At 37.7% G+C, this 26,213-nt stretch carries 22 protein-coding genes and 1 riboswitch; of the genes, 5 read left to right on the forward strand and 17 right to left on the reverse strand.

Annotated features, from left to right (window positions below):
- Window positions 1–9 precede the first annotated feature (9 nt).
- The 10 genes from C8J95_RS00090 to C8J95_RS00135 all read right to left on the reverse strand — a co-directional run bounded on the left by C8J95_RS00090 (window position 10) and on the right by C8J95_RS00135 (window position 9,412).
- Window positions 10–789, reverse strand: coding sequence for an SDR family oxidoreductase (locus C8J95_RS00090; protein WP_107807121.1), 780 nt, complete (start codon window positions 787–789; stop codon window positions 10–12).
- 3 nt (window positions 790–792) lie between these two features.
- The gene (locus C8J95_RS00095) at window positions 793–1,614 is read right to left on the reverse strand and encodes an amidohydrolase (RefSeq protein ID WP_107807122.1); all 822 of its coding nucleotides are present in this window, start codon (window positions 1,612–1,614) and stop codon (window positions 793–795) included.
- Between the two features lie 3 nt (window positions 1,615–1,617).
- A complete protein-coding gene (locus C8J95_RS00100; protein ID WP_107807123.1) occupies window positions 1,618–1,947 on the reverse strand; it encodes an L-rhamnose mutarotase in 330 nt (109 codons plus the stop codon).
- Entirely contained in the window at window positions 1,947–2,795 is an 849-nt protein-coding gene (locus tag C8J95_RS00105; RefSeq protein ID WP_107807124.1) for a fumarylacetoacetate hydrolase family protein, read from the reverse strand. The genes C8J95_RS00100 and C8J95_RS00105 overlap by 1 nt, the downstream gene beginning before the upstream one ends.
- A gap of 15 nt (window positions 2,796–2,810) precedes the next feature.
- Window positions 2,811–3,575, reverse strand: coding sequence for an SDR family NAD(P)-dependent oxidoreductase (locus C8J95_RS00110; RefSeq protein WP_107807125.1), 765 nt, complete (start codon window positions 3,573–3,575; stop codon window positions 2,811–2,813).
- A gap of 69 nt (window positions 3,576–3,644) precedes the next feature.
- Window positions 3,645–5,282, reverse strand: a complete 1,638-nt coding sequence (locus C8J95_RS00115; RefSeq protein ID WP_107807126.1) for a UxaA family hydrolase — start codon at window positions 5,280–5,282, stop codon at window positions 3,645–3,647.
- A 53-nt stretch (window positions 5,283–5,335) separates the two neighbouring features.
- On the reverse strand, window positions 5,336–6,616 hold the full coding sequence (gene fucP / locus C8J95_RS00120; protein ID WP_107807127.1) for an L-fucose:H+ symporter permease: 1,281 nt from the start codon (window positions 6,614–6,616) through the stop codon (window positions 5,336–5,338).
- A gap of 101 nt (window positions 6,617–6,717) precedes the next feature.
- Window positions 6,718–7,305: an LUD domain-containing protein gene (locus C8J95_RS00125; protein ID WP_107807128.1), complete on the reverse strand. Its 588-nt coding sequence runs from the start codon at window positions 7,303–7,305 to the stop codon at window positions 6,718–6,720.
- Complete coding sequence (locus tag C8J95_RS00130) at window positions 7,295–8,665, reverse strand: lactate utilization protein B (protein ID WP_107807129.1); 1,371 nt, start codon at window positions 8,663–8,665, stop codon at window positions 7,295–7,297. The genes C8J95_RS00125 and C8J95_RS00130 overlap by 11 nt, the downstream gene beginning before the upstream one ends.
- A 9-nt stretch (window positions 8,666–8,674) precedes the next feature.
- Window positions 8,675–9,412 carry a (Fe-S)-binding protein gene (locus tag C8J95_RS00135; protein WP_107807130.1) on the reverse strand — a complete coding sequence of 246 codons (738 nt, stop codon included), beginning with the start codon at window positions 9,410–9,412 and terminating at the stop codon, window positions 8,675–8,677.
- Window positions 9,413–9,567: 155 nt separating this feature from the next.
- On the opposite strand from C8J95_RS00135, the gene C8J95_RS00140 reads away from it, so the two are divergent.
- From C8J95_RS00140 to C8J95_RS00150, 3 genes are read left to right on the forward strand one after another with little or no spacing between them, the layout of a single operon-like run.
- Window positions 9,568–10,434, forward strand: a complete 867-nt coding sequence (locus C8J95_RS00140; RefSeq protein WP_034868994.1) for an AraC family transcriptional regulator — start codon at window positions 9,568–9,570, stop codon at window positions 10,432–10,434.
- A gap of 36 nt (window positions 10,435–10,470) precedes the next feature.
- Window positions 10,471–11,625 carry a hypothetical protein gene (locus tag C8J95_RS00145; RefSeq protein ID WP_370446818.1) on the forward strand — a complete coding sequence of 385 codons (1,155 nt, stop codon included), beginning with the start codon at window positions 10,471–10,473 and terminating at the stop codon, window positions 11,623–11,625.
- A gap of 15 nt (window positions 11,626–11,640) precedes the next feature.
- On the forward strand, window positions 11,641–12,132 hold the full coding sequence (locus C8J95_RS00150; protein ID WP_107807131.1) for a hypothetical protein: 492 nt from the start codon (window positions 11,641–11,643) through the stop codon (window positions 12,130–12,132).
- An 89-nt stretch (window positions 12,133–12,221) separates the two neighbouring features.
- Here the strand turns inward: C8J95_RS00150 and metF are convergent, their stop codons facing one another.
- The 7 genes from metF to C8J95_RS00185 form a co-directional block, all read right to left on the reverse strand.
- Window positions 12,222–13,181 (reverse strand): methylenetetrahydrofolate reductase [NAD(P)H], encoded by a 960-nt coding sequence (gene metF / locus C8J95_RS00155; RefSeq protein WP_045183263.1) that lies wholly within the window; start codon window positions 13,179–13,181, stop codon window positions 12,222–12,224.
- Window positions 13,182–13,243: 62 nt separating this feature from the next.
- Window positions 13,244–15,901 carry a methionine synthase gene (gene metH, locus C8J95_RS00160; protein ID WP_107807132.1) on the reverse strand — a complete coding sequence of 886 codons (2,658 nt, stop codon included), beginning with the start codon at window positions 15,899–15,901 and terminating at the stop codon, window positions 13,244–13,246.
- A 66-nt stretch (window positions 15,902–15,967) separates the two neighbouring features.
- Window positions 15,968–16,993 (reverse strand): homocysteine S-methyltransferase family protein, encoded by a 1,026-nt coding sequence (locus tag C8J95_RS00165; protein WP_107807133.1) that lies wholly within the window; start codon window positions 16,991–16,993, stop codon window positions 15,968–15,970.
- 124 nt (window positions 16,994–17,117) lie between these two features.
- Window positions 17,118–18,281 (reverse strand): PLP-dependent aspartate aminotransferase family protein, encoded by a 1,164-nt coding sequence (locus tag C8J95_RS00170; protein ID WP_107807134.1) that lies wholly within the window; start codon window positions 18,279–18,281, stop codon window positions 17,118–17,120.
- A 135-nt stretch (window positions 18,282–18,416) separates the two neighbouring features.
- Window positions 18,417–20,843 carry a bifunctional aspartate kinase/homoserine dehydrogenase I gene (thrA, locus tag C8J95_RS00175; RefSeq protein WP_107807135.1) on the reverse strand — a complete coding sequence of 809 codons (2,427 nt, stop codon included), beginning with the start codon at window positions 20,841–20,843 and terminating at the stop codon, window positions 18,417–18,419.
- 1 nt (window position 20,844) lies between these two features.
- Window positions 20,845–21,810, reverse strand: coding sequence for an alpha/beta fold hydrolase (locus C8J95_RS19135; protein WP_107807136.1), 966 nt, complete (start codon window positions 21,808–21,810; stop codon window positions 20,845–20,847).
- A 62-nt stretch (window positions 21,811–21,872) separates the two neighbouring features.
- Window positions 21,873–21,973: riboswitch (SAM riboswitch) on the reverse strand.
- Window positions 21,974–22,145: 172 nt separating this feature from the next.
- Window positions 22,146–22,568 carry an OsmC family protein gene (locus C8J95_RS00185; protein ID WP_107807137.1) on the reverse strand — a complete coding sequence of 141 codons (423 nt, stop codon included), beginning with the start codon at window positions 22,566–22,568 and terminating at the stop codon, window positions 22,146–22,148.
- 131 nt (window positions 22,569–22,699) lie between these two features.
- On the opposite strand from C8J95_RS00185, the gene C8J95_RS00190 reads away from it, so the two are divergent.
- Together C8J95_RS00190 and C8J95_RS00195 are read left to right on the forward strand one after the other, a co-directional pair.
- Window positions 22,700–23,509 carry a glucose 1-dehydrogenase gene (locus C8J95_RS00190; protein WP_107807578.1) on the forward strand — a complete coding sequence of 270 codons (810 nt, stop codon included), beginning with the start codon at window positions 22,700–22,702 and terminating at the stop codon, window positions 23,507–23,509.
- A 98-nt stretch (window positions 23,510–23,607) separates the two neighbouring features.
- Window positions 23,608–26,208 (forward strand): glucosidase, encoded by a 2,601-nt coding sequence (locus tag C8J95_RS00195; RefSeq protein ID WP_107807138.1) that lies wholly within the window; start codon window positions 23,608–23,610, stop codon window positions 26,206–26,208.
- The last annotated feature ends 5 nt before the right edge of the window (window positions 26,209–26,213 follow it).

The following is a 26,213-nucleotide window of genomic DNA, read 5'->3' on the forward strand; positions in this document are numbered from 1 at the left end:
ATGAAGTATTTATAAAGCTCTATCAAGGTGTACATAGCCACCATCAACATGAATAAGCTGTCCGGTCGTATGACTGGACTTTTCTGACAAAAGAAATACAACCATGTTGGCTATTTCCTCTGTCGTTGTCATTCTCTTTTCAAAAGGAATTTTATCTGTTATAGATTTCAGTTTAGCCTCAGGATTGTCAAAAGTCTTGATCCACTTTTCATATAATGGTGTATAAGCTTCAGCAACAATTACAGCATTTACCCTGATACTATAAGGCAATAATTCTACAGCCCAATCTCTGGTCAATCCACTTCTGCCGCCATTGGATGCTGCATAAGCTGAGGTTCCGCCCTGACCAGTTTCAGAAGTTTTGCTTCCTATATTTACAATAGATCCTTTACTTTCTTTCAAGGCAGGAAGCGCATAGTGAGCCAGAAGATAATAATGAACAAGATTCTTGTGTAATGACTGCATAAAAGCCTCATAACTTCCATTCTCCAACCCTACTCCATCATTAACTCCTGCATTGTTTACCAACCCGTCAATTCTTCCGAACTTTGTAATAATCTCATCTATAGCTTTTCTGCATTCCTCAGGCTGAGTCAACTCAGCAACTACAGCATGAGCGGTCAGATTTTTTTCGGCTAAATCATCAATAAGTTTCTGATTGTCTTCAGCACTTCTTCCGATAATAACTGGGATAGCCTTTTCCTGAGCCAATACTCGTACAATGCCTTCTCCTATTCCTTTGGCTCCACCACTTACGATGATAATTTTATTTTCAAGTTGTAAATTCATATCCTATAAATTATAAAAATCAGCAGCATTTCCGCTCAGTATCTGATGCTGTTCCTCTTTGCTAAATTTTTGTATATAATCTTTTACCAGTTGCATCCACTCTTCATAATTAGTATTCAGAAGCATTACCGGCCAGTCACTCCCAAACATTATTCTGGATGTTCCGAAATATTCGAAAATTACATCTAAATAAGGCTCCAAAGTTTCTTTTGTCCACTTTCCTTTCTCAGCTTCTGTAACCAGTCCGGATAATTTGCAATATACATTTTCGCATTTTGCCAATGCTGCAATATTCTTTTTCCAAAAAGCTATCTCTGGTCTTCTTAAATCCGGTTTGCCCATATGATCCAAAACCAACTTTTGCTCTGGAAGTTTTTCAGCAAACTCAATGACTTCTCCCATTTGCGAATAATAAACCAGAATGTCATAGGTATAATTATACGCTTTCAGCTTTCTTATATTATCCACAAACTGTGGATAAGCTAAAAAGCCTTCCGGTTCTGCCTGCACAATATGTCGCCAGCCTTTTAGTTTAGAATATTTTCTAAATGTATGTAGCTGCTCTTCGAAATTATCACTCAGGAAATCTATCCAACCTACAACTCCCAGTATTTTAGGATTATTTTCTGCAAGATCCAGCAAAAATCTGGTTTCCGTAAGGCTCTGATCTGCCTGTACAGCAACAATACCCTCAACGCTGTTACTTACCAGCAATTCTTCGAGATCAGAAGGCAGAAAGTCCTTACGGATAACTTCCATGCTATCATCGATCCAGCTATCGCGGACCTTATCGTATTGCCAGAAATGAACGTGAGTGTCTATCATTTTTTACAGACTAAATATTTTGTCCATTAACACCCATTTTTCGCCAGGCTTAGATTTGGGTAGTGCCTGCTGATAATCCCACATCAACTTTTCCCATTCCTGAACTTTCGGGTTTTCTGCATCTGCTTCAGCCTTTGCGTCGAAGGAAAAATCGTCCCCAACCTCCATTATCATGAAAAGTCGGTTATCTGTACGGTAGATTTCCATATTCTGTATTCCGGAAGTTTTGATGCTTTCCAGAATTTCAGGCCATACCTGCTTGTGGTATTCTTCATATTGACGAATTAACTCGTCGTCGTCTTTAAGATCTAAAGCTAGTGCATATTTTCTCATTAGGAATAAGCTTTTACATTTTGTTTACTTGTTCCCAGTCCTTCTATTCCTAATTCTACAACATCTCCCGGATTCAGATACCATGCTTCTGGTTTCTGTCCCATTCCTACTCCTGCAGGTGTTCCGGTTGAGATTACATCTCCCGGAAGTAAGGTCATAAACTGACTGATATAACTTACTATATAAGCTACATCAAAGATAAAGTTTGAAGTATTACCATCCTGAACCTTTTTGTCATTTACTTTCAGCCAAAGTCTCAGGTTATTTACATCTTTTATTTCATCTTTTGTGGCGATAAAAGGACCTAGTGGTGCAAATGTATCTGCACTTTTCCCTTTTACCCATTGCCCGTTTCTTTCGATCTGGAAAGCTCTTTCGCTGTAATCATTGTGCAAAGCATAGCCTGCAACATGATCCAATGCATTTTCCATTTCTACATAGCTGGCCTTTTTTCCTATTATTATAGCCAGTTCAACCTCCCAGTCTGTTTTAGTGCTGTTTTTGGGAATTATCAGATCGTCGTTAGGACCAACTAAGGCTGTAGTAGATTTAAAAAACAAAATAGGTTCAGATGGTATAGGCATATTAGTTTCTTCGGCGTGGTCTTTATAATTAAGTCCTACGCAAACAATTTTTGAAGGTCTTGCCAGTGGTGCGCCTAATCTTACATCCTGATTAACTTCGGTAAGTCCGCCGGCAGCAATTTTTTCTTTTAACTCTTCAATAGCATTCCCGGAGAAAAACTTTTCATCATAATCATTCACCAGGTGAGAAACATCGTAGTATTTCTCATCAATAATAACACCTGGTTTTTCTTGTCCTTCTGCTCCGTATCTTATTAGTTTCATTGTCTTTGTTTAAAATTAGTTATTTAATGTTGTAAAACCTCCGTCAATCGGGTAATCGCATCCTGTAATAAAAGAAGCTTCGTCACTGCATAAATACAATGCCAACGCTGCAATTTCTTTTGGATTTGCCATTCTTCCTATTGGTTGAGTTTTGGAAAGGTTCTGAAACATTTCCTCTATTCTGTCAGGATAATTCTTTTGTAAAAATCCATCTACAAAAGGTGTATGTACTCTGGCCGGAGAAATAGAATTACAACGGATATTATCATGGATGTAGTCTTTGGCTACACTCATCGTCATCGCTTTTACAGCTCCTTTTGCAGTACTATAAGCAAACCTGTCCGGGATACCTACCAATGCTGCAATAGATGCAAGATTAAGAATAACCGCATTTCCGGATTCTTTTAATTGTGGAATGGCTGCATGCAAACAGTTGTAAACTCCTTTGATATTTACATTTACTATTTTATCAAAATCTTCTTCTGAGGTATTATCTGCTTTACCAACATGGGCAATACCAGCATTGTTTACCAATATATTAATAGCACCTATACTTGTAAACAAATCTTTTATCTGTTGGTGATTGGATACATCACAAACATGAACATAGGCTTTCCCGCCCTTTGCTTCTATTTCGGATAAAGCTTCTGCTCCGTTGGCTTCACTAATCTCCAGGATATGAACTTCTGCTCCCTGCTCGGCAAATAATTCAGAAATAGCTTTTCCTATACCACTTCCTCCTCCTGTAATTACTGCTCTTTTATTTTTTAATGAAAACATTCTATATCTTTTTTAAGCGCAAAATGCGCATCGTTTTTTCTAATTCTAGCTTCTAATCTAACTTCATACTTATAAGCTTACCCCTCTTTTCCAGGGGATAAAATCATCTTGATTCAGTAAAACAGCTTTTGGTGTAATCCTTCCGCTTGCTACTTCTATACAATAATCGAGAATATCTTCGCCCATTTCTGCAATAGTCTTGCTTCCTTCTATAATTGGCCCTGTATCGATATCTATAATATCGGACATTCTGATCGCCAATGATGTATTGGTTGCTACTTTTATGGTAGGACAAACCGGATTCCCCGTTGGTGTTCCCAATCCTGTCGTAAATAATATTAAGGTAGCTCCTGAAGCTGCTTTTCCTGTAGTTGCTTCTACATCATTTCCGGGAGTACAAACTAAACTAAGTCCGGGTTTTGTTGCTTTCTCTGTATAATCCAACACATCGGCTACCGGAGAAAGACCTCCTTTTCTGGCTGCTCCAACAGATTTTATAGCATCAGTAATAAGGCCATCTTTTATATTTCCCGGTGAAGGATTCATATAAAAGCCTGAACCTACCTTATGCGCTAATGTATCATATTCAGTCATGAGTTTGATAAATTTCTCTGCAGTTTCTTTATCCACAGAGCGGTCTATCATTTCTTGCTCAGCTCCACATAATTCCGGAAACTCAGCTAGTAACACTTTTCCACCTAATCCTACTAACAAATCGGCGGTATATCCTACAGACGGATTTGCAGAGATTCCACTGAATCCATCACTTCCACCACATTTCACACCCAATACCAATTTATCCAGGCCTGCCGGCTTTCTTTCTATTTTATTAATTTCCGTAAGCCCGACAAAAGTGTCATGAATAGCCTGTCTAATTAAAGCTTCTTCACTTTGTGTCTTTTGCTGTTCGAATACCAGAAGAGGTTTATCGAAATTAGGATTTCTCTCTTTTAAATCTTTTTTAAAGTTATCTACCTGAAGATGCTGACAACCGAGGCTAAGCAAAGTAATTCCGGCAACATTCGGATGGTCTGCATAAGATGCTAATAACTTACTAAGCGTTGCAGAATCTTGTCTGGTCCCGCCACAGCCACCACTATGATTCAGGAATTTGATACCATCTACATTTTTGAAAACACGGTTCTTTACTTCCACAACCGGATTTAAAGATATATTTTCCAGATCTTCCCCTTTCTGATAAGCTTCCAGTAAATGATGGGTATAATCTTTATATTTATCTCCTACAGCATATCCCAGCTCGTTGTGCAAGGCTTCTTTAATGATATCCAGGTTTCTGTTTTCACAGAATACTGTAGGAATAAACAACCAATAATTGGCTGTACCTACCTCACCATTACTGCGATGATAACCATCAAAAGTTTTATTTTCAAACTTTGAGGTATCAGGTGCCTGCCACGCATATTCCACATCGCGGTATGCATAAGGTTCTGCAGCATGCTTGGTATTTTCTACATTCATCCTTGCTCCTTTCTTCACATCGAACTGTGTTTTTCCAACCAGAACGCCGTACATCATTACCTCACTTCCCTGTGGAAGATCCTGCATGAAGAATTTATGCTTTGCGGGAATTTTCTCTAAGGTCTCATATTCCAGTCCTTCAAAAAAGACCTTCTCACCCTGTTCAATATCCTGTAGTGCCACTAAGACATTGTCCTTTGGGTTAATTCTCAATATTTTATTTTTCATGATTATGTTCTCTGATTATTAACGAAGTTTTATCAGCAGCTAAAGCTGTCTGACTATGCTTCGGTTGGTTTCCAGCCATATTTACCAAAAGCAAATACAACAATGAAACATATAAATGGTACGATGTAGCCATACTGTATACTATGGGTAACATCCGAAATATAGCCCAATCCTAATGGCAATATTGCCCCTCCTACAATGGACATTACAATAAGAGAAGATGCTATCTTGGTATCTTTACCCAGATCTGCAATTCCCAGTGAAAAAATTGTAGGAAACATTATTGACATAAAGAAGGCTACTCCAATCAGTGCATAAATGGTAATATCACCTTTTCCGAATACTGCTACCAAAGTAAGAAGCATGCTCAGAACTGCATAGATCATTAAAAGTTTATTTGGCTTTACATATTTCATAAAGAAGGTTCCGACAAATCTCCCCACCATAAAGGCCAGACCTGCTAATCCTGAATAGAATGCTGCGTTTTTTTCCGTAATTCCTGCCGATACAACAACAAAACGTATAAAAAAGCTTAGTACACACACCTGCGCTCCTACATAAAAGAATTGTGCAACAACTGCCCAGCGAAGATGTTTATGTCTCCATGCATGAGAAATTTTAGATTTATCACCATCATCTTCATGCTTAATGTCTGGCAATTTGGTAAAGACAAACAAAAGCATTACAATGACAATAATAATTCCCAAAACAAGATATGGGCCTTTTACACTTGCTGCTTCCTGAGCAATATAAGCACTGAGATCCTGTGGGGACAATGCTTTTAGTTGTGCATCAGTCAGAGATTGTTCGCTCAGAATATATTTTCCCCCAACGATTGGCGCTATAAAAGCAGCCAGTCCGTTGAAAGATTGTGAAAAGTTTAATCTGCGTGTTGCTGTTTCTTCAGGACCTAAAATAGTTACATAGGGATTAGCTGCTGTTTCCAGAAATGCCAACCCACAGGCTATAACAAATAATGCTCCTAAAAAGAAAATGTACTTCTGGGTATTGGCTGCCGGAATAAAAAGGAATGCTCCTATTGCAAACAGACAGAGTCCGAATATGATTCCGCTTTTATAGCCATACTTACGCATAACATTCCCGGCAGGTATTGCCATAAGAAAATAGGCAATAAATATAGAAAAATCCACAAGGGAAGATTCTAAATCTGTCAGTTGAAAGGCCTTTCTCAGGTGCGGAATCAGCACCGGATCCAGGTTATGAACAAAGCCCCAGAAGAAGAAGAGACTCGTAACGAGAATCAGTGGGAAAAGATAGCCTCTCCTTCTTTCTGATAAAGCTTTTGTTGATTGCTCTGTTGTTATGTTTTGCATGGTCTATAAAGTAAAGGTCTTCGTGGTTATTAGTTTTTCGTTTTTCACTTAAATTTTCATGGTTATTAGTTTGTTAGTTTTTATTTAAGCTTTCATGGTTATTAGTTATTCATTATAAATATGTGGTGGCTGCGTGCACCGTGTGCACCAATCACCAGTGATTGTTCTATATCCGCCGTTTTAGACGGTCCTGAAATAAAAGATGAAAATCCGCCTTCTATCTCTATTATTTTATATGCATCATGCATCAGAGCTACTATTTTATCAGCTGCTAATATCACAAATAAATGTTGAGTGATAAAAGGTAATGCTCTATATTTCATTTGCTTTTCTGTAATCCAGATTGCTGCATTCTCCGCTACTCCTATACTCCCTTCGATAAGAGTCACTTCTACATTTTCCAGTTCATGCGGATCTGTTATTTCATCGCTGTCACTGTACAAATCTTCTTTTAGTGCACTGATATTAGAGATTATCCTTTTATCAGATGCTATATTCTCTCTGAGGTATGCTAAAACCTCGTCTGTATTCTCTACAAATGTAACCTGCGAACCATTATTACGGGCTGTTTGTACAAAAGACTCCAGAAGGTTTCCGGTTCCCGGTATAAATGATAAGTCTTCAGGCAATTCGTTTCCTGCAGGCTTTACTCTTTCAATTCTGGATAAAATTTCTTCTCTACTTCCCATTCTCAATATTCTTTTTATACCATTCTTTAAAGCTTTCCTCTGGCATTTCAGGCATCTCTCGATGCTTATACCATGGATTCATACCACTTTTAAGAAGGAATGGTGTGTAACGATATCCAAATTTCACTTTCTTTCTAAGCTTCTCATACTTTTTTGCATTGGAAAGTGACCTTGCCATTAGCTTCATAGAGAAGTTTTTTACCGGCTCTCCTAATCCTGAAGCAATAACCTCTTGTCTTAGTTCATACAACTGATTATGCAAATCAATCTGTACCGGACATACATTGGTACATGAGCCACATAATGTAGATGCAAAAGGTAGATCCTTGTACTCTTCAATATTTCGTGCCGGACTTAGTACTGAGCCTATCGGCCCTGCAACTGCTGTATGATAGCTATGTCCGCCACTCCGTCTGTATACAGGACATGTATTAAAACAGGCGCCGCAACGTATACACTTCAGCGAATTTCGGAATTTTTCTCTGCCTAACTGCTCGGATCGGCCGTTGTCCACAATTACCAAATGTATTTCCTGCCCATCTCTTGGTTTTCTGAAATGGCTGGAATATGTAGTGATAGGCTGTCCTGTAGCACTTCTTGTAAGAAGACGAAGAAAAACACCCAGATGTTCACGCTTTGGAACTATTTTTTCCAATCCCATACAGGCAATATGCACATTTGCCAGATGCGCCCCCATATCCGCATTTCCTTCATTGGTACATACCACAAACTCACCGGTTTCTGCAACAGCAAAGTTAACTCCCGTTAAAGCTGCCTGGCTTTGCAAAAATTTCTTTCTAAGATCCTGGCGTGCTATTTCTGTTAGCTGCTGCGGATCAGAAAGACCTTTTGGGGTATTAAGATGCTCATGGAAAATCTCACCTATTTCTTCTTTCTTCTTATGGATGCATGGCAGTACAATATGACTCGGCGGTTCTTTAGCCAACTGAACAATACGTTCTCCCAAATCGGTATCTGTTACTTCTATTCCGTTTTTCTCCAGATAATCATTCAGGTGACATTCTTCTGTAAGCATAGACTTACTTTTCACCATCTTTTTTACCTGATGTTTCTCCAGAACAGAGAGCACAATAGCATTATGCTCTGCTGCATCTTTAGCCCAGTGTACTTTAATACCATTTTCTAAAGCATTCTTCTCGAACTCTATTAAATAGGTATCGAGATTGGAAAGTACGTTCAGTTTTATTTTAGATGCAGTATCTCTCAGCTTCTCCCAGTCAGGAATAGGTTTACTCTGTCGGTCACGTTTCTCGCGGACAAACCACAACGTCTTGTTGTGCCAGTCTACACGGTCTTCATCCCGGTTAAATTGTTCTGCTAAAGCGGCGTGATTCTTCATTTTTACTTATTAATTATTCAAAATCTCCGCTATGTGCATCACTTTCACAGTGCTTTTTTCTCTTTTCAGAATTCCTTCCAGGTGCATAAGGCAAGACATATCACAAGCTGCAATATATTCTGCACCGTGTTTTATATGATCCTCTACTCTGTCTTTACCCATTTTGGATGATACAGCTTCTTCAGCAACACAAAATGTTCCGCCAAAACCACAGCACTCATCCTGTTTATCTAGTTCTATAAGCTCTATTCCTTTCACCTGATTTAATAATTGTTCAGGTTTTGAAAAATAAGGAGCTGTTAATTCGCTCATACCGGAAAGCTTTAGACCTCTTTGCCCATGACAACTTTGGTGAAAGCCTACTTTATGAGGAAAAGAAACTTCAAGATTTTCAACTTTCAATATATCTGTCAAAAATTCTGTCAGCTCATAAATATTCTCACGAATACGTATTGCTGTATCTTCATTCTCCTTTCCCTCTCCCTTCAGATGCTCTTTAATATGTAAAACACAACTTCCTGAAGGAGCTACAATAGCATCATAATCTTTGAACTGTTGAATAAAATTCCTGTCAGTATCGCATGTAAGATGCTGATAACCTGAATTGGCCATTGGCTGACCGCAGCAGGTCTGACCTGTCGGATAACTAACATCTACACCAAGCTTTTTTAATAAAGAATAAGTTGCTATCCCAACTTTAGGATACAATATATCTATATAACATGGTACGAATAATCCAACTTTCATAACAATTCAATAAAGAATCAAATATTTTTTTAAACTTTATTAACACAAATTAAGGTTTTATTTAGAAAATAAAATTTCAGTATTTTATCCAATTATTAAGCTATATTATCCAAAAAGGTTTAATTTTATGTTTTAGATACTGATATAACTAAATAATGAAGCCACAGTTCCTGAAAATCTCCTCGGATACACTCCATTCCTTCAATGCCAGAAAGGATATAATGCCCGATGTAAACAACAAATGGCACTACCATATGGTATTGGAGCTTATCTATTTCCGAAAAGGTTCGGGGACCCAGTATGTGGGCAATAGTATTGAGCGTTTTAAAGAAGGAGATGTTGCTCTTATTGGTAAAAACCTTCCGCATTACTGGCTATTCGATGCAAAATACTTTGAAAACCCTAAAAGAAATAAGGTTGAAATTTTTGTAATACATTTTGGAGAACATTTCTGGGGTGAAGATTTTTTAAAGCTTCCCGAGAATCAGACATTGAAAAAGACCCTGGCACTTAGCTCCAGAGGATTCCAGATTAAGGGGGAGGCTAAAGAGAAACTTACACAGCTCATCCCGGAAATTGTAGAAAGCGACGGAACTCTGAAAATCATACGTCTATTAGAAGCCTTACACAGCATTAGTGAATCTGCTGAATACGAATTTTTAACTTCAGCCAATTTTAAATATCATTTTGACGAGGATGAGAGGCATCGGATTTTGGATATTTATAATTACACTTTATCTAACTATACTCAAAAAATAACGTTGGAAGACGTATCTGAAATAGCTAACCTTAGCCCTAACTCATTTTGTAAATTCTTTAAATCCCGTACGGGGAAAACTTATACACAATTTGTTAATGAAATCCGGATTGGTGATGCTTGTCAGAAACTTATCGAAAATCAAATGTCTGTAAAGGAGGTTTGCTTTGCGAGTGGCTTCAATAATTTTACCAGCTTTCATGAGTGTTTCAAGAACATCACAGGCAAAAGTCCTCTAAAATATCAACAGCTTTACAGAAAATAATATTTTCCGTAACTTCTCTAACAAAACACAAATGTTATGCTGAAGATGATTGAGGTTACTGATAGAATAACACGAAAAAAGTTTCTTGAATTTCCTGTAAGGCTCTATCGGCTAGATAAAAATTTTATCCGGAATATGGACAAAGATGTTGAAGACATCTTCAATCCTGTAAAGAATAAGTTTTTTGGCTCCGGAGAAGCTTCCAGATGGCTATGCACTAACGAAAAACAAGAAACAATAGGTCGCGTAGCAGTATTCTATACTCGTAAGTATAGGCAAGATCAGCCAACAGGTGGAATTGGCTTTTTTGATTGCATTAATGATCAAATAACAGCTAATTTCATTTTCGACTTTTGTAGAGAATGGCTACAGCAGAGAGGCATGGAGGCTATGGACGGGCCTATCAATTTTGGCGAAAGAGACCAGTTCTGGGGATTACTAACTGAGGGATTTACAAAGCCTCTTTACAGAATGAATTACAACTTCCCTTACTATCAGAAGCTTTTTGAGAGTTACGGTTTTCAGCCATATTTTCAACAATTATGTTTTTCCCGAAAAACGACAAGTGAAGTGGACTCCAGCTTTATAAATGCGCATACACGTCTTAGCCAAAATCCGGATATTCATGCAGAAAGAATGCAGATAAAACACCTTGATCGCTATGCTGAGGATTTTACCCATATTTATAATGCTGCATGGGCAAATCACGGTGAAGGAAAACAGTTGGATGTAAAACAGGTAAAAATAATGTTTCATATTATAAAGCCTGTAATCAATGAACATATCTCCTGGTTTATATATGAAAAAGGAAGTCCGATTGGCATGTGGATAAATCTTCCGGATCTGAATGAATGGTTCCGATACCTAAACGGAAAATTTGGAATATGGGAAAAAATAAAGTTTTTGTTTATCCAGAAATTTGTCCCAAATAAAAAGATGGTAGGGCTGGTTTTTGGTGTTGTTCCTGAATGGCAAAAAAGGGGTATAGATGGCTATATGATATGGGAAGGGACACAGCATCTAAGAAAACACACTCATTTTGAGGAAATAGAAATGCAGTGGATAGGTGATTTTAATCCTAAAATGATTAAAATTGCAGAAAACTTAGATACAACTATCACAAGAAAACTTACAACTTATCGTTATTTATTCGACAGAAATAAAATATTTAAGAAACATCCAACGTTATAACGAAAATATATTACAATGAACTCAATTTTTATACTTTTGATCGTCTTCATTATTGCCTTTTTAGGCTTTATCGGACTTATTTTTCTAATTGCTTTTCTGGCTTCTCAAAGCAGAAAGAAAAAACAGGAAGCTGTACTTGCTACATTACCGGAAGGTGCCAAGCTTAAAGCTATTGTACGTTATAATAAGGGTAAGCAACAAACGAAAATATTAAAAATGAAAGCCTTTCAGGGAAGTGGTGTTCTTTATGTTCTGGATAACAAGATTATTTTTCAGGACACCCTGAATCATAATCCATATAGCTTTGATCTGAAAACGGCAGCAGTTAACTGGGTTGGAATTAATGCAGCGAACGGAGCTCTTAACTGGTTTAAAGTTTCGGATGAACAGACAGAATACTACTTTAATGTAGAAAGCGGAATGTTTATCTGGCATACATCTTCAGGAAAACCTACAACAGAACAAATTTGCAATAATCTAAAGTCTTTGCAATTAGAGGCTGTTTAGCCATTTCGTATAAAATTACATAAACCTTGTCAAGGTATAGATACCAAAAAGGCGGACTATAGTCCGCCTTTTATTTTTCTAAAGTATCCTTAGAAGAATTCGCTTACAATTTTCTGGATATTGTCACTTTTACCCATGGTATAGAAATGTAGTGCAGGAACGCCAAAATCTAATAACTCTTTGCATTGCTGAACGCACCATTCAATTCCGACTTGTTTTACAGCTTCATTATTCTTGCATTGTGACACAGCATTTACCAAATCTTCAGGAATATCTATTTTGAATACCTGAGGAAGCAGTTGTAAGTGTTTTTTTACAGCAAGAGGTTTTATACCCGGAATAATAGGGACATCTATTCCGGCTTCACGGGCTAGTTTTACAAATTCAAAGTATTTCTGATTATCCAAAAACATTTGAGTTACTACATAATCTGCTCCTAACTCAACTTTTTGTTTCAGCATTTTAAGATCATATTGCATAGAAGGCGCTTCCAGATGCTTTTCAGGATAACCCGCTACACCAATACAGAAACTATTGTTGAGATCATTACCTGAGATTTCTCCATGAAGAAACTTTCCTTTTCCAAGATCATTAATCTGGGTAACAAGGTCGGAAGCATAACGGTTTCCGCCTTTAGTTGGCTCAAAATACTTTTCGCCTTTCATAGCATCCCCACGTAGTGCCATTATATTATCAATTCCCAGATAAAGACAGTCTACCAAAAGGTATTCTGTTTCTTCTTTAGTAAAGCCACCACATAATACATGCGGAACAGTATCTACATTATATTTATACTGAATGGAAGCACAAATCCCTAATGTACCGGGTCTCATTCTGGAAATTTTACGTTCCATAAGCCCATTGCCTTTTTCAAGGTAAATATATTCTTCCCGGGAGGTCGTTACATCTATAAAAGATGGTTTAAACTCCATTAATGGGTCTATATTTTTGTACAAATCTCCAATTCCGTGACCTTTCTGAGGCGGAATTATTTCGTAAGAGAGAAGTGTTTTTCCTTTACTTTGAGCAATATGTTCGGTAACTTTCATAGTTTTTAATGTAATAATCTAAGGATGTAATTGTTTTAACAATATGTGATTTGATGAAATTTCTAGGCGAGATTAGGACTCAACCATTTCTTTGCAACATCATAATCGATGCCTTTGCGTTCTGTATAATCCCGAAGCTGGTCTTCTTTTATTTTACCCAGTCCAAAATATTTACTCATAGGATGGGCAAAATAATAACCACTAACACTGGCTGCCGGCCACATTGCCAGACTCTCTGTTAGTTTTACACCAATATTTTCTTCAACATTCAGAACATCCCAGATCATATTTTTTTCCAGATGATCCGGACAGGCCGGATATCCCGGTGCAGGCCGCGTTCCTTTATATTCTTCCTTGATCATCTGTTCGTTGTTCAGATTTTCATCGGAAGCATAACCCCAGTATTCTTTACGTATTTTATAGTGTAAAAATTCTGCATAGGCTTCAGCAAAACGATCGGCTAAGGCTTTCACCATAATGGAATTATAGTCATCATTTTCTTCGTTATATTTTGCAGCTACTTCATCCGCTCCAAAACCAGCAGTTACACAGAAACATCCTACATAGTCCTGAATTTCGGTTTCTTTTGGTGCTATAAAATCTGCTAAAGCCAGATATTCTTTTCCGTCGGATTTTTTAGCCTGTTGACGCAGCGTAATAAATTTGCCAATATCTTCACCTTGCTCATTTTGCAGAAAAATATCGTCTTCTACAGCATTAGCCGGGAATAGTCCAAAAATAGCTTTAGCTGTTAAACTTTTATCTTCAATCAGCTTTTTCAGAATTTTCTGAGCATCGTGAAAAAGTTCCGTTGCTTGCGCCCCCACTACTTCATCTTTCAAAATATCCGGATATCTTCCGTGAAGATCCCAGCTTCTGAAAAACGGTGACCAATCAATATAATCCAATAAGTCTTCCAATGGCTGATTTTCGATAATAGTAATTCCCGGTTTAGCAGGCTTAACAATATCTTCGGACTTAAAGTCTATTTTGTATTTATTTTCTCTTGCAAATTCCAGTGCTACATATTCTTTGTGCTCGCCTCTGTTTAAGAATTTCTCTCTAAAATCTTCATACTCAGTTTTCAAATCCAGTGTATAAACATTAGATTTTTCTTTATTCAGCAAACTGGAAACCACATTTACGGCACGGGAAGCATCATTTACATGTACTACAGCATTAGAATATGACGGATCAATTTTCACGGCAGTATGAGCTTTGGATGTTGTAGCACCACCTATAAGGAGTGGGAAATCCAGATTCTTACGTTCCAACTCGCTGGCAACGTGAACCATTTCATCCAAACTCGGTGTAATAAGACCACTAAGACCAATAATATCTACCTTTTCGTCTATGGCTGTCTGAATAATTTTTTCAGCCGGAACCATTACACCAAGGTCTATAATCTCATAGTTGTTACAACCTAATACTACACTTACAATATTTTTCCCGATATCGTGTACATCTCCTTTTACAGTTGCCATCAACACTTTTCCGGCAGCCGGACGGCCTGTATCTTTTTCAGCTTCAATGTATGGTTGTAAATAAGCCACCGCTCTTTTCATTACACGGGCAGATTTTACTACCTGTGGTAAGAACATTTTCCCGCTGCCGAATAAGTCTCCAACAACTCCCATTCCGGTCATCAGATTAATCTCAATTACGTCCAACGGGCGCTTAGCTTCTTGACGGGCTTCTTCTATATCTTCTTCAATAAATCGGTCTATACCTTTTACCAAAGCATGAGTAATACGATCCTGAAGAGGCTGTTCTCTCCATGCAAGATCTTCAGTCTTTTCCTTTCTGACAGATTTTACTCTTTCGGAAAAATCCAGAAGTCTTTCTGTTGCATCGTCCCTGCGATCCAACATTACATCTTCTATCAGCTCCAGTAGATCTTTTGGAATCTCATCATAAACTTCCAACATCGTAGGATTCACAATTCCCATATTCATTCCTGCTTTAATAGCATGATAAAGGAATACGGAGTGCATTGCTTCTCTCACCCCATCATTCCCTCTGAAAGAGAAAGACACATTGGAAACACCTCCACTTACAGATACGTAAGGAAGATTGGTTCTTACCCAGCGGGTAGCTTCTATAAAATCGATAGCATTTCGTCTATGTTCATCCATACCGGTTGCTACCGGAAATATATTGAGGTCGAAAATAATATCTTCCGCCGGAAAGTCTATTTGATTGACAAGAATATCGTATGATCTTTTAGCAATTTCTATACGGCGCTCATAATTATCTGCCTGTCCTACCTCATCAAATGCCATTACAATAACAGCTGCACCGTAACGCTTTATTTTTTTTGCCTGATCGATGAAATTGGCTTCACCTTCTTTCAAGCTGATTGAGTTCACCACGGGTTTTCCCTGAACAACCTGCAGGCCTGCTTCCAGAATTTCCCATTTAGAACTATCTACCATAATAGGAATCCTTGCAATATCCGGTTCGGAAGCGATAAGATTCAGGAACTTCACCATAGCATATTTACCATCCAGAAGACCGTCGTCCATATTAACATCCAGTACCTGAGCACCCCCTTCTACCTGATGACGGGCAATATCTAAAGCCTCAGCATATTTTTCTTCTTTGATTAATCTCAGAAATTTTTTAGATCCGGCAACATTCGTCCTTTCCCCTATGTTTATAAAGTTACTTTCTGGCGTAATAATCAAAGGCTCCAGCCCTGACAGCTTCAGATATTTCATTCGTATATTTTTTAGTTTTCCAATTTAAAAATTCAATAATTTATCAACGTTTAACTTGTTAGTAGATTACCGGATTGATATATTGTTATATTTATTAACTTCTCTAGGCTTATAGTTTTTAGCCAAATCTGCAATAGCTTTAATATGTTCCGGTGTTGTTCCGCAACATCCTCCTATAATGTTGATTAGTCCTTTGTCTACAAACTCTTTAATTTGTTCCGCCATATCCTCCGGTGTTTCATCATATTGCCCGAATGCGTTTGGTAAACCGGCATTTGGATAAGCAGAAACTGCAAATTCTGTATTGTGTGATAATACTTCAAGATAAGGTGTTAGCTGCTGAGCTCCTAAAGCACAGTTGAAACCGACACTTAGTAAATTAAGATGCGAAACAGAAATAAGGAAAGCTTCGGCAGTTTGACCTGAAAGAGTTCTTCCGGAAGCATCCGTAATTGTTCCGCTTACCATAATAGGTACACGGATATTTCTTTCATCCTGGATCTCGTCGATAGCAAAAAGTGCTGCTTTAGCATTCAGGGTATCGAATATGGTTTCTACCAATAAGATATCAGAACCTCCATCCAATAAAGCTTTAGCCTGTTGTTTGTAAGCCTCTTTAAGTTCGTCAAAGGTAATAGCACGATATCCTGGATCATTCACATCAGGAGAAAGACTTGCCGTTTTATTAGTAGGACCTATAGCTCCTGCAACAAATCGAGGCTTATCCGGTGTCTTTGCGGTATACTCATCTGCAACTTTTCTGGCAATTTTCGCTGATTCATAGTTAAGCTCTGTTACCAATTCTTCCATTCCATAATCTGCCATTGCAATTGTAGTTCCGGAGAATGTATTGGTCTCAATAATATCTGCACCAGCTTCAAAGTATTGCCGGTGTACATCTTCAATGGCTTGTGGCTGCGTTAAAGAAAGCAGGTCATTATTCCCTTTTAAAGGACTTGGCCAGTCTTTGAAGCGATCTCCTCTGAAGTCTTCTTCTTCAAATTTGTGTCGCTGTAGCATTGTTCCCATAGCACCATCCAGAATAAGGATCCGCTCGTTCAATGCTTTATATAATGCTTTTATATTACTCATATTGGTTTATTTTTGCTCTTCGATAGTTCGTAAGGTTCACAACAAGCCAAGCTCAGAGTGGTTCTTCTAATGCTTAAAGATTGTCAGTCCGAACTGGGTCGAAGCCTGAAAAAATTTCAGCAGACTAAGCTTCCAAGGCTTGTTTTAGATCCGCAATAATATCATTTACATTTTCCAATCCTACAGAACATCTTACCAATCCCGGGGTAATAGCTACTTCCAGTCGTTCCTCTTCTGTAAGTTTGCTATGTGTCGTAGATGCCGGGTGCACAATAATAGTTCTGGTATCTCCTAAGTTTGGTGATAGTGAGCATAGCTTTATATTATCCATAAAAGCTCTTCCTTTTTCAAGTCCACCTTTTACTTCAAAAGCAATAATATTTCCGCCTAATTTCATTTGCTTTTTAGCAATTTCATGACTAGGATGTGACTTAAGGAAAGGATATTTCACTGTTACGACATTCGGGTGTGATTCCAAAAACTCTGCAACTTTCAGTGCATTTTCGCAATGTCTTTCTACACGAATCGCCAATGTCTCCAAACTTTTGGATAACACCCATGCATTAAATGGAGAAAGAGAAGGTCCTGTATTTCTTGCAAAAAGATAAATTTCGCGAACAAGATCTGCTTTTCCGACAACTACCCCACCTAATACACGTCCTTGTCCGTCGATTAGTTTGGTTGCAGAATGCACCACTAAGTCGGCACCGTATTTTATAGGCTGCTGCAAATAAGGTGTTGCAAAACAGTTATCCACTATAAAGATCAGATTATGTTTTTTAGCAATTTGACCTAATACTTCCAGATCAAGAATTTCTATAGCCGGATTTGTTGGTGTTTCCGCATAAAGAATTTTTGTTTCCGGTGTTATATATTTCTCAATATCATTTACCTCATCAGCTTTGAAATAAGTAGTATTGATATTCCATTTCGGAAAATACTTTGTAAAAAGTGTATGAGTAGATCCAAATATGGACTGACAGCTTAATACATGATCTCCGCTATCTAAAAGAGGAGCCAAAGTACTGTAAACGGCTGCCATCCCGGATGAAAAGGCATAACCAGCCTCTCCTCCTTCCAGCTTCACCATTTTATCGGTAAATTCATTCACCGTAGGGTTGCTGTAACGGCTGTAAATATTCTTTTCTTTTTCTTCAGCGAAAGAAGCTCTCATATCTTCTGCATCCTGAAATATAAAACTGGATGTCAGAAATAACGGAGTTGAATGTTCGTCGTACTGCGTTCTTTCTGTTTGAGTTCTTATCGCCTGAGTTTCAAAATTTTCCATTAGGTTTTTACTTTTATAAAAACAATATAACAATCTAATAATTTACCACTGTAACAGTAATCTTAAGTTTAGATTATCCGAGTTACGAATTGGCACATTGCCATATTGCTACACTGTTATACTATATATAATATTTTATTTATTCTCACTTACTCTTAAAATATCACCAAAGACACCTCGTGCAGTTACTTCTGCTCCCGCTCCGGCTCCCATAATTACAATAGGATTTTCACCATAAGATTCTGTATAGATTTCGAAAATAGAATCCGATCCTTTTACCTGGCCTAAACTTGCAGATTTTGGTACGGAAACTAATTTCACTTCCAGTTGTCCTTTTTCTTTCTGTAAATCCCCTTTCAGTTCTCCCACATAACGCAATACATGATCTTTCGGAAGAGATTTTTTCAGCTGTTCGTATTCCGTATTGAGTTCTTCCAAACGGGAAAGGAACTCATCTTTCGCAATACTCTGAAGATTTTCAGGAATAAGATTCTGAATATTAATATCTGGGAATTCATTTACCAGATCAAGTTCACGAGCCAATATCAATAATTTTCTTGCAACATCATTTCCAGAAAGATCTTCACGTGGATCCGGTTCTGTATAACCTTTATCCATTGCTTCTTTTATGACCGTACTAAAGGAATCTTCTCTTACAGAGAAATTATTGAAAATATAACTAAGAGATCCTGAGAATACGCCTTTTACACGGGTAATATTTTCTCCAGAAAGGTGCAAAAGTTTAATTGTATCTATCAATGGCAAACCTGCACCTACATTCGTTTCATACAGATATTTCTTATTTTTATCTTTCAGTACCTTACGCAGATTTTTATAACGGTCAATCGGCAAGGTATTGAAAATCTTGTTAGAAGATACTAAGTCGAACCCATTTTCAGCCAGTAGCTCGTAGTTTTCCACAAATACACTACTGGCAGTATTGTCTACCGCAATTAAGTTCTCTAAATGATTTTCTTTAGCGTACTTTAATAATGTTTCGATATTTGCCGGAGCTGCACTTGTCTGCAATTGTGTTTCCCAGTCTTTCCCAATCCCTTTTTTATCAAGGATTAAATTTTTGGAATTGCTGATAGCAAATATTTTAATGTGTGTATTCTTACGGTTTACAATATCATGAGTAGAATTCAGGATTTGATTAATCAACGCACGCCCTACTGTCCCGTGTCCGATAATAGCTAAATGAATTTGTTTCGGATTTTCGAACAATTCACCATGAATAATATTCAGAGCCTTGCTTGTATCTTCTTTGCTTATTACAATACTAACATTAGCACCGGATACCGTATTACTTATTAATAAAGGTTCTACATGATTTTTGATCAATGCGTTGTATGACTGATTAAAATGAGACATTTTCTGTCCGATAATAGAAATCACACTTAACCCATCAATACTGTGGATACTCTGTACATCTTTGGTATCATAGTCTCTTGCAAATTCTTTACGGAGTGCCTCCAATGCTCTTGGTGCATCTTTCTCATCTACCACTACCCCCATTCCTCTCTCGGAAGATCCCTGAGAAATAATTCCGGCACTAACTCCGGCACGGTGTAATGCACTGAAAAATCTTGCATCAATTCCTACTTTCCCCAATAATCCTCTTCCTTCGAATACTACAAGTGATTTGTTTTCCTGCAGCATTAGAGATTTTACAGAAGTATTGTTCTTATCATTGGAAATAAGAGTACCTGTCTGATCTATTCCTTTGAAGGTATTTAATATCTTAAGCGGAATGTTTTTATCTATAAGAGGTAAGATCGTTTTATCGTGAAGAACATTCATTCCGAAGTTTACCATCTCGTTTGCTTCCTGGAATGACAGATTTTCTATATGGCGGGCATCTTCTACCAGCTCAGGATTTACAGAGAAAACACCATCTACATGTGTATAGTTTTCTAAGATCTCAGCATTGATAAATTTAGCCACTAAAGCCGCTGAATAGTTGCTTCCGTTTCTTCCTAATGTTGTAGTCTCTCCTTCTTCGGTTACACCAATAAAACCTGTTACAACCGGAATAGCTCCGTTGCTATAAAACTCTTCGAACGCAGCTTGTGCATTTTTCTCAGAAATTTCGTCTTTAGGAATAGCATTACCAAAACGATCATCAGTAATCAAGAAGCTTCGGGCATCTACAAACTTAGCAGAAAGTCCTTCATTGATAAGAACCTGCACCAATGTTTTAGCAGAGATAACTTCACCAAAACTTAGTACCTCATCTTTGGTTTTCAAAGAATAATCTTTTAACAACTTAACACCTGCAAAGAAGTTTTTCAGATTATGGAAATCAGTATCCAGAATATCCTGTTGTTGCGGAATTGCTTTTAACTGATTTTCCTTAAAGTTAATCCAGTCTTCTTCTTCCCACTGTCCGTTTCTGGCATTTTCCAATAACGCAATCAGCTCATCTGTCGCATTCCCTCTTGCAGAAACTACTACGCAAATATCTTCTTCATTCGCTTTTTTGTGCTTGATAATTTCCAATGTCTTTTCCAGACCTAATCCGTTTGCCAGAGACTTTCCTCCAAATTTTAAAACCTTCATGTTACTTCTTAAATATATTGTGTAAGATGTTATTCAATTGTTCGTATTCCATCAAAAAAGCATCGTGCCCATGAATCGAGTTTATGATGAAATGCTTGATGTTATTTTTTATTTTACTCAGCTCAGTATATGTTTGGTGATCTTCCGATGCAGGAAAGAATAGATCACTGTCTACTGAAACGATAAATATATTTGCTTTTATAGCCGCTAATCGCTCGAAAGACTTACTGTTTACCTTAACGGTTTCAATAGTCGAAAGAAGTTGATTCATCATACTATAAGCGGATAATGTAAATCTTTCATTAAGCCTCTCTCCATGAAAATTAAGCCAGTCTTCAGACTTTCTAAGTTCCTTATCTTCATGGATTTTATTACCAAATCTTTCGTTTAGTGATTGCGGCGTTCTGTAGCAAAGCATCGCATGAATACGTGCTTTCTGCAGTGGCTTATCGGATTGTGTAAGTAAAAAATCCTGAACCAAACATTGTGCATATAACCAATCTGAAGTTTTCCAGTCTGTAGCCACAGGGATGAAATTCTGAGCCAAAGCATTATTTAGCCCCAACATTTCCCAACCAATTCCACCACCAAGAGAACCACCGATAATAGCAAAAAGCTCATTAATATTCAGTACTTCCAATCCTTGCAGGAATAATCGTGCAATATCTTTAGTTACAAAATCTTTCGGATTGTCTATCAGAAAACCATCATATCCGTTACCGGGAATATTAAATGCCAGAATTGTATAAGTATTTGTATCTACAGGTTTCCCTTCGCCAATAGCTTCTTTCCACCAACCTAACTCTCCGGTTACTGCAGAATTTCCGGTTAGTGCATGATTAACCAGTACAACAGGAGCCTTATACAAATCCTGTCCGAAAACCTCATAGGTTAACGGAATATCGTATACCTTCCCCGATTGGGTGGTAAAGTTTTTAATATTAATGGTTTTAAGATAATCTTTCAATTTTATATTTTTTGATCCTATAAAATTGAAAATGCCCAGAAAAGGCTGAAAGAAATTCAGTAACGTTATCTATCCCAAATGGTAGAATGTAGCACCTTCTTCGACAAGCGAAGGGTTGCTAAGGCGTCATAGGGTCTATTCCCTCGGCCTTTCCTGATAACATTTTCAATCGTGTTAAAGAACTAATCTTGGCTGCAAAGATACAAACAATATGGATTTTTGCAAAAAAAAGATAAAAATACTTGTTAATTGTCCATAATAAGTAATGGGCAATAAGTAATTCTAAAAGTATAAATCACCTATTGCCCATTATTGTTTTATTACAAAATGTATTTCTATTTTGTTGAAGTTCCGTTTACCAAAACTTCCCAGGTAACTTTAATTTGTGGATCAAGCGATTTAGAAACCGAGCAATATTTTTCAAATGAAAGTTCAGCAGCCCTGTTTGCTTTTTTACCATCAATCTCTCCCTCCAGTCTGAATATTACATGAATGTTACGGAAAGGCTTAGCATCCTCTACCTGTACACGTTCTCCCTCTACATCAGCTGAAAAAGAGGTGATCTCCTGTCTTTGTTTCTTCAGAATAGAAACCATATCTATACTACTGCATCCGGCCAATGCCATCAGTACCGACTCCATTGGACTAACTCCCTGTGGATCGTCTTCAGACGTATTATCTAAAATAATTTTATGCCCTCTCTGATTGGTTAATTCAAACAGATAATTATCATCAATTCTATTCAGTTCTATTTTCATTATTTAAGATTTTTTAAAATTCTTTTGATGAACAAATTTATACATTTGTTATGGTATTTGGTATCCAAATTTTGCATACAGTTTGTAAAATTGTATCTCAGACCACACCAACAAACACAAATTATAAAAATATGGAACAGAAGCTCCAAAATCAAATTGCTATTATTACGGGTGCCAGCAGTGGTATCGGTAGTGGCATCGCCAAATGTATTGCAACCTCGGGTGCTACAGTTATTATCAATCACTCTTCTCAATCATCTAAACCTGCTGCCGAGGCAATTTTAAAAGAAATTACCGATGATGGTGGCTCCGGAATAACTTATCAGTGCGATGTAAGTAAGGAAGATGAAGTTATAAAAATGTTTCAGGATGTTATTGCACAATATGGAACTGTGGATATCCTGATCAACAATGCCGGGGTGCAGAAAGATGCGAAGTTTACTGATATGACTTTGCATCAATGGCAACAAGTTATAGACATTAATCTTACCGGACAATTTCTTTGTGCCCGTGAAGCCATCAGAGAATTTTTAAGAAGAGATATAGATCATGCAAAATCTGTAGCAAGAGGAAAAATAATCCACATCAGCAGCGTTCACGAAATTATTCCCTGGGCCGGACATGCTAATTATGCAGCCAGCAAAGGTGCTATAAGAATGCTGATGCAAACCCTAGCTCAGGAATATGGAGCTGATAAAATACGGGTAAACAGCATATGCCCCGGAGCAATCCAGACTCCTATTAACACCAATGCATGGAATACTCCGGAAGCTTATAATTCACTGATGAACCTGATACCATACAACAGAATCGGGAAACCTGAAGATATTGGAAAACTAGCCGTTTTTCTGGCTAGTGATGACTCGGATTACATCACTGGTGCCAGTATTTTTATAGACGGTGGTATGACTACGTTTGAGAGTTTTTCAACCGGAGGATAACTTTAAGTACGGGTAAGTATTATGAAGTTAGGAAAAGTATTAATAACTTTATAATTAGTGACTTGAACTAACTACTATGATGAACTATAAATAAAAACATGACACAAGAATATAACCGATTAAAAAATCCTGACTGGAAAATATGGGGCCCTTATGTAAGCAACAGACAATGGGGAACGGTACGGGAAGATTATAGTGCAAATGGTGATGCCTGGAATTATACGGGTCATGACTCTGCTGAGGCATTAACATTCCGCTGGGGAGAAGAAGGTATTGCAGGGATAAGTGATCAGGATCAGACTTTATGTTTTGCCTTAGGCTTCTGGAATCATCGGGATAAAATGATAAAAGAACGTTTCTTTGGACTAAGTAACAGCCAGGGAAATCATGGTGAAGATATAAAAGAACTTTTCTATTATCTGGAAAGCAGCCCTACGCACAGTTACATGAAGATGCTTTACAAATATCCGCAGAATGCATTCCCTTATGAGGATCTTATTACAACTAACAGAAATAGAGGAAAAGCAGAACGGGAATACGAGATTATAGATACAGGTATCTTTGATAATAATGAATATTTTGACATTACAATAGAATATGCTAAAGCCGATATTCATGATATTCTGATTCAAATCACTGTTGAGAATAAAGGACCTAAAGAAGCTCCACTGAGCATTTTTCCGACATTATGGTTCCGGAATACGTGGTGCTGGGGATATGACGATTACAAACCTGAGCTTTCAGTAGATTTTAATGGAATTAAAGTTGATCATCAGGAAATACTGATTAGAAAATTATTTACAGAAATACCTTGCGAAAGCATGTTTTGTAATAACGAAAGTAATACAGAAAGGCTTTATCAGTGGAATGATTCTGAGCCTTTTGCCAAAGACGGAATCAACCAGTATATTCTGACAAACAATACAGTAACTATTAATCCTGAGAAAAAAGGAACAAAGGCAGCTTTAAAGATTGAAACTTCTCTGCTTCCGGGTGAAAAGAAAACCTATCGTTTCCGGTTAGGTACCGAACAGGAAAATCCTTTTGCAGATTTTGATCAGATATTCGGAGACAGGGTAACAGAAAATGATGATTATTATAACCAGCTCCAAAAAGATGTAACCGACGAGGATAAGCGCAGAGTTCAGCGGCAAGCCTTTGCCGGATTGATGTGGAACAAGCAGTTCTATCATTACAATGTTTCCAAATGGCTAAAAGGCGATCCTAATGAAATCCACCCACCAGAATCCCGTTATTATATACGGAATGAAGACTGGCAAACTCTAAATAATAAAGATATTATTTCCATGCCCGATAAGTGGGAATATCCTTGGTATGCAACCTGGGATCTGGCTTTTCATTGCGTGGGACTAAGTCTTGTGGATTCTTATTTTGCAAAAGAACAGCTTTTACTGCTTACCCGCGAATGGTATATGCATCCCAATGGACAGCTGCCGGCGTATGAATGGAATTTCAGTGATGTAAATCCGCCAGTACATGCATGGGCAACTTTCAGGGTATTTAAAATTGATGAAAAGAAACACGGCAAACCAGATCTGTACTTTCTGGAATCTGTATTCCAGAAATTATTATTGAACTTCACCTGGTGGGTTAACCGTAAGGATATGAACGGGAATAACATTTTCGGAGGAGGTTTCCTTGGGCTGGATAATATTGGTGCTTTCGACCGGAACACTGTATTCCCTAACGGAGAGCATCTGGAACAGGCTGACGGTACAAGCTGGATGGCGATGTTTTCTCTTAATATGCTGCGTATTTCATTGGAATTAGCACTATACAATCCTGTATATGAAGATATGGCTACAAAATTCTTTGAGCATTTCCTTTATATTGCGGAAGCAATGAACAGCCTTGGGGATGATAAACAGGGATTATGGAATGAAGAGGATGGCTTCTTCTATGATGTTTTACAACTTTCTGACGGAACAAGTTTCGATCTTCGTTTGCGCAGTATTGTAGGGCTTATCCCTATGTTTGCGGTAGAAGTAATTGAACACCACTATCTGGAAAAGCTTCCCAATTTTGCCAAGAGAATGGATTGGGTCTTATCTCATAAACCTGAACTGGCAGCATTAGTTTCGCACTTTGATGTTGAAGGACAGGGACGCAAGCATTTGCTAAGTATCTTGCGTGGACATCGTCTGAAAAAGATTCTGGAAAGAATGGTTGACCCTGAAGAATTCCTGAGTGACTACGGAATCCGAGCACTATCTAAAGTTTATGAAAAAGAACCTTTTCAGTTGAATGCGGGTGGAAATGATTACACCGTAAAATATCTACCTGCAGAAAGCGACAGCGATATGTTTGGGGGCAACAGTAACTGGCGTGGCCCTATTTGGTTTCCGATAAACTTTCTGATTATAGAAAGTCTGCAACGCTTTCATTTTTATTTTGGTGATGATTATAAAATCGAATATCCTAAAGGCAGCAATGAAATGCATCATCTGAATGAAATTGCAGAGGACGTGAGTAAAAGACTTTGCAAAATTTTCCTTCGTGATGAAAACGGTAGAAGAGCTTTTAATGGTGACTATGAAAAGTTACAAAGCGATCCTGAATTCAGGGATTATATTCTTTTTTACGAATATTTCCATGGTGATACCGGACGTGGCGTAGGTGCATCGCACCAGACCGGCTGGACTGCATTAGTTGCTAAATTACTACAGCCAAGAACCTAATAACT

Origin of the sequence: Elizabethkingia sp. YR214 (assembly GCF_003058195.1) — a bacterium.
Lineage (GTDB): Bacteria > Bacteroidota > Bacteroidia > Flavobacteriales > Weeksellaceae > Elizabethkingia.

What these genes read in the sequence shown, in the direction of transcription:
- C8J95_RS00090 (WP_107807121.1), bottom strand. Translation starts at nt 789, where the DNA reads ATGAATTTACAACTTGAAAATAAAATTATCATCGTAAGTGGTGGAGCC.
- C8J95_RS00095 (WP_107807122.1), bottom strand. Translation starts at nt 1,614, where the DNA reads ATGATAGACACTCACGTTCATTTCTGGCAATACGATAAGGTCCGCGAT.
- C8J95_RS00100 (WP_107807123.1), bottom strand. Translation starts at nt 1,947, where the DNA reads ATGAGAAAATATGCACTAGCTTTAGATCTTAAAGACGACGACGAGTTA.
- C8J95_RS00105 (WP_107807124.1), bottom strand. Translation starts at nt 2,795, where the DNA reads ATGAAACTAATAAGATACGGAGCAGAAGGACAAGAAAAACCAGGTGTT.
- C8J95_RS00110 (WP_107807125.1), bottom strand. Translation starts at nt 3,575, where the DNA reads ATGTTTTCATTAAAAAATAAAAGAGCAGTAATTACAGGAGGAGGAAGT.
- C8J95_RS00115 (WP_107807126.1), bottom strand. Translation starts at nt 5,282, where the DNA reads ATGAAAAATAAAATATTGAGAATTAACCCAAAGGACAATGTCTTAGTG.
- fucP (WP_107807127.1), bottom strand. Translation starts at nt 6,616, where the DNA reads ATGCAAAACATAACAACAGAGCAATCAACAAAAGCTTTATCAGAAAGA.
- C8J95_RS00125 (WP_107807128.1), bottom strand. Translation starts at nt 7,305, where the DNA reads ATGGGAAGTAGAGAAGAAATTTTATCCAGAATTGAAAGAGTAAAGCCT.
- C8J95_RS00130 (WP_107807129.1), bottom strand. Translation starts at nt 8,665, where the DNA reads ATGAAGAATCACGCCGCTTTAGCAGAACAATTTAACCGGGATGAAGAC.
- C8J95_RS00135 (WP_107807130.1), bottom strand. Translation starts at nt 9,412, where the DNA reads ATGAAAGTTGGATTATTCGTACCATGTTATATAGATATATTGTATCCT.
- C8J95_RS00140 (WP_034868994.1), top strand. Translation starts at nt 9,568, where the DNA reads ATGAAGCCACAGTTCCTGAAAATCTCCTCGGATACACTCCATTCCTTC.
- C8J95_RS00145 (WP_370446818.1), top strand. Translation starts at nt 10,471, where the DNA reads ATGCTGAAGATGATTGAGGTTACTGATAGAATAACACGAAAAAAGTTT.
- C8J95_RS00150 (WP_107807131.1), top strand. Translation starts at nt 11,641, where the DNA reads ATGAACTCAATTTTTATACTTTTGATCGTCTTCATTATTGCCTTTTTA.
- metF (WP_045183263.1), bottom strand. Translation starts at nt 13,181, where the DNA reads ATGAAAGTTACCGAACATATTGCTCAAAGTAAAGGAAAAACACTTCTC.
- metH (WP_107807132.1), bottom strand. Translation starts at nt 15,901, where the DNA reads ATGAAATATCTGAAGCTGTCAGGGCTGGAGCCTTTGATTATTACGCCA.
- C8J95_RS00165 (WP_107807133.1), bottom strand. Translation starts at nt 16,993, where the DNA reads ATGAGTAATATAAAAGCATTATATAAAGCATTGAACGAGCGGATCCTT.
- C8J95_RS00170 (WP_107807134.1), bottom strand. Translation starts at nt 18,281, where the DNA reads ATGGAAAATTTTGAAACTCAGGCGATAAGAACTCAAACAGAAAGAACG.
- thrA (WP_107807135.1), bottom strand. Translation starts at nt 20,843, where the DNA reads ATGAAGGTTTTAAAATTTGGAGGAAAGTCTCTGGCAAACGGATTAGGT.
- C8J95_RS00185 (WP_107807137.1), bottom strand. Translation starts at nt 22,568, where the DNA reads ATGAAAATAGAACTGAATAGAATTGATGATAATTATCTGTTTGAATTA.
- C8J95_RS00190 (WP_107807578.1), top strand. Translation starts at nt 22,700, where the DNA reads ATGGAACAGAAGCTCCAAAATCAAATTGCTATTATTACGGGTGCCAGC.
- C8J95_RS00195 (WP_107807138.1), top strand. Translation starts at nt 23,608, where the DNA reads ATGACACAAGAATATAACCGATTAAAAAATCCTGACTGGAAAATATGG.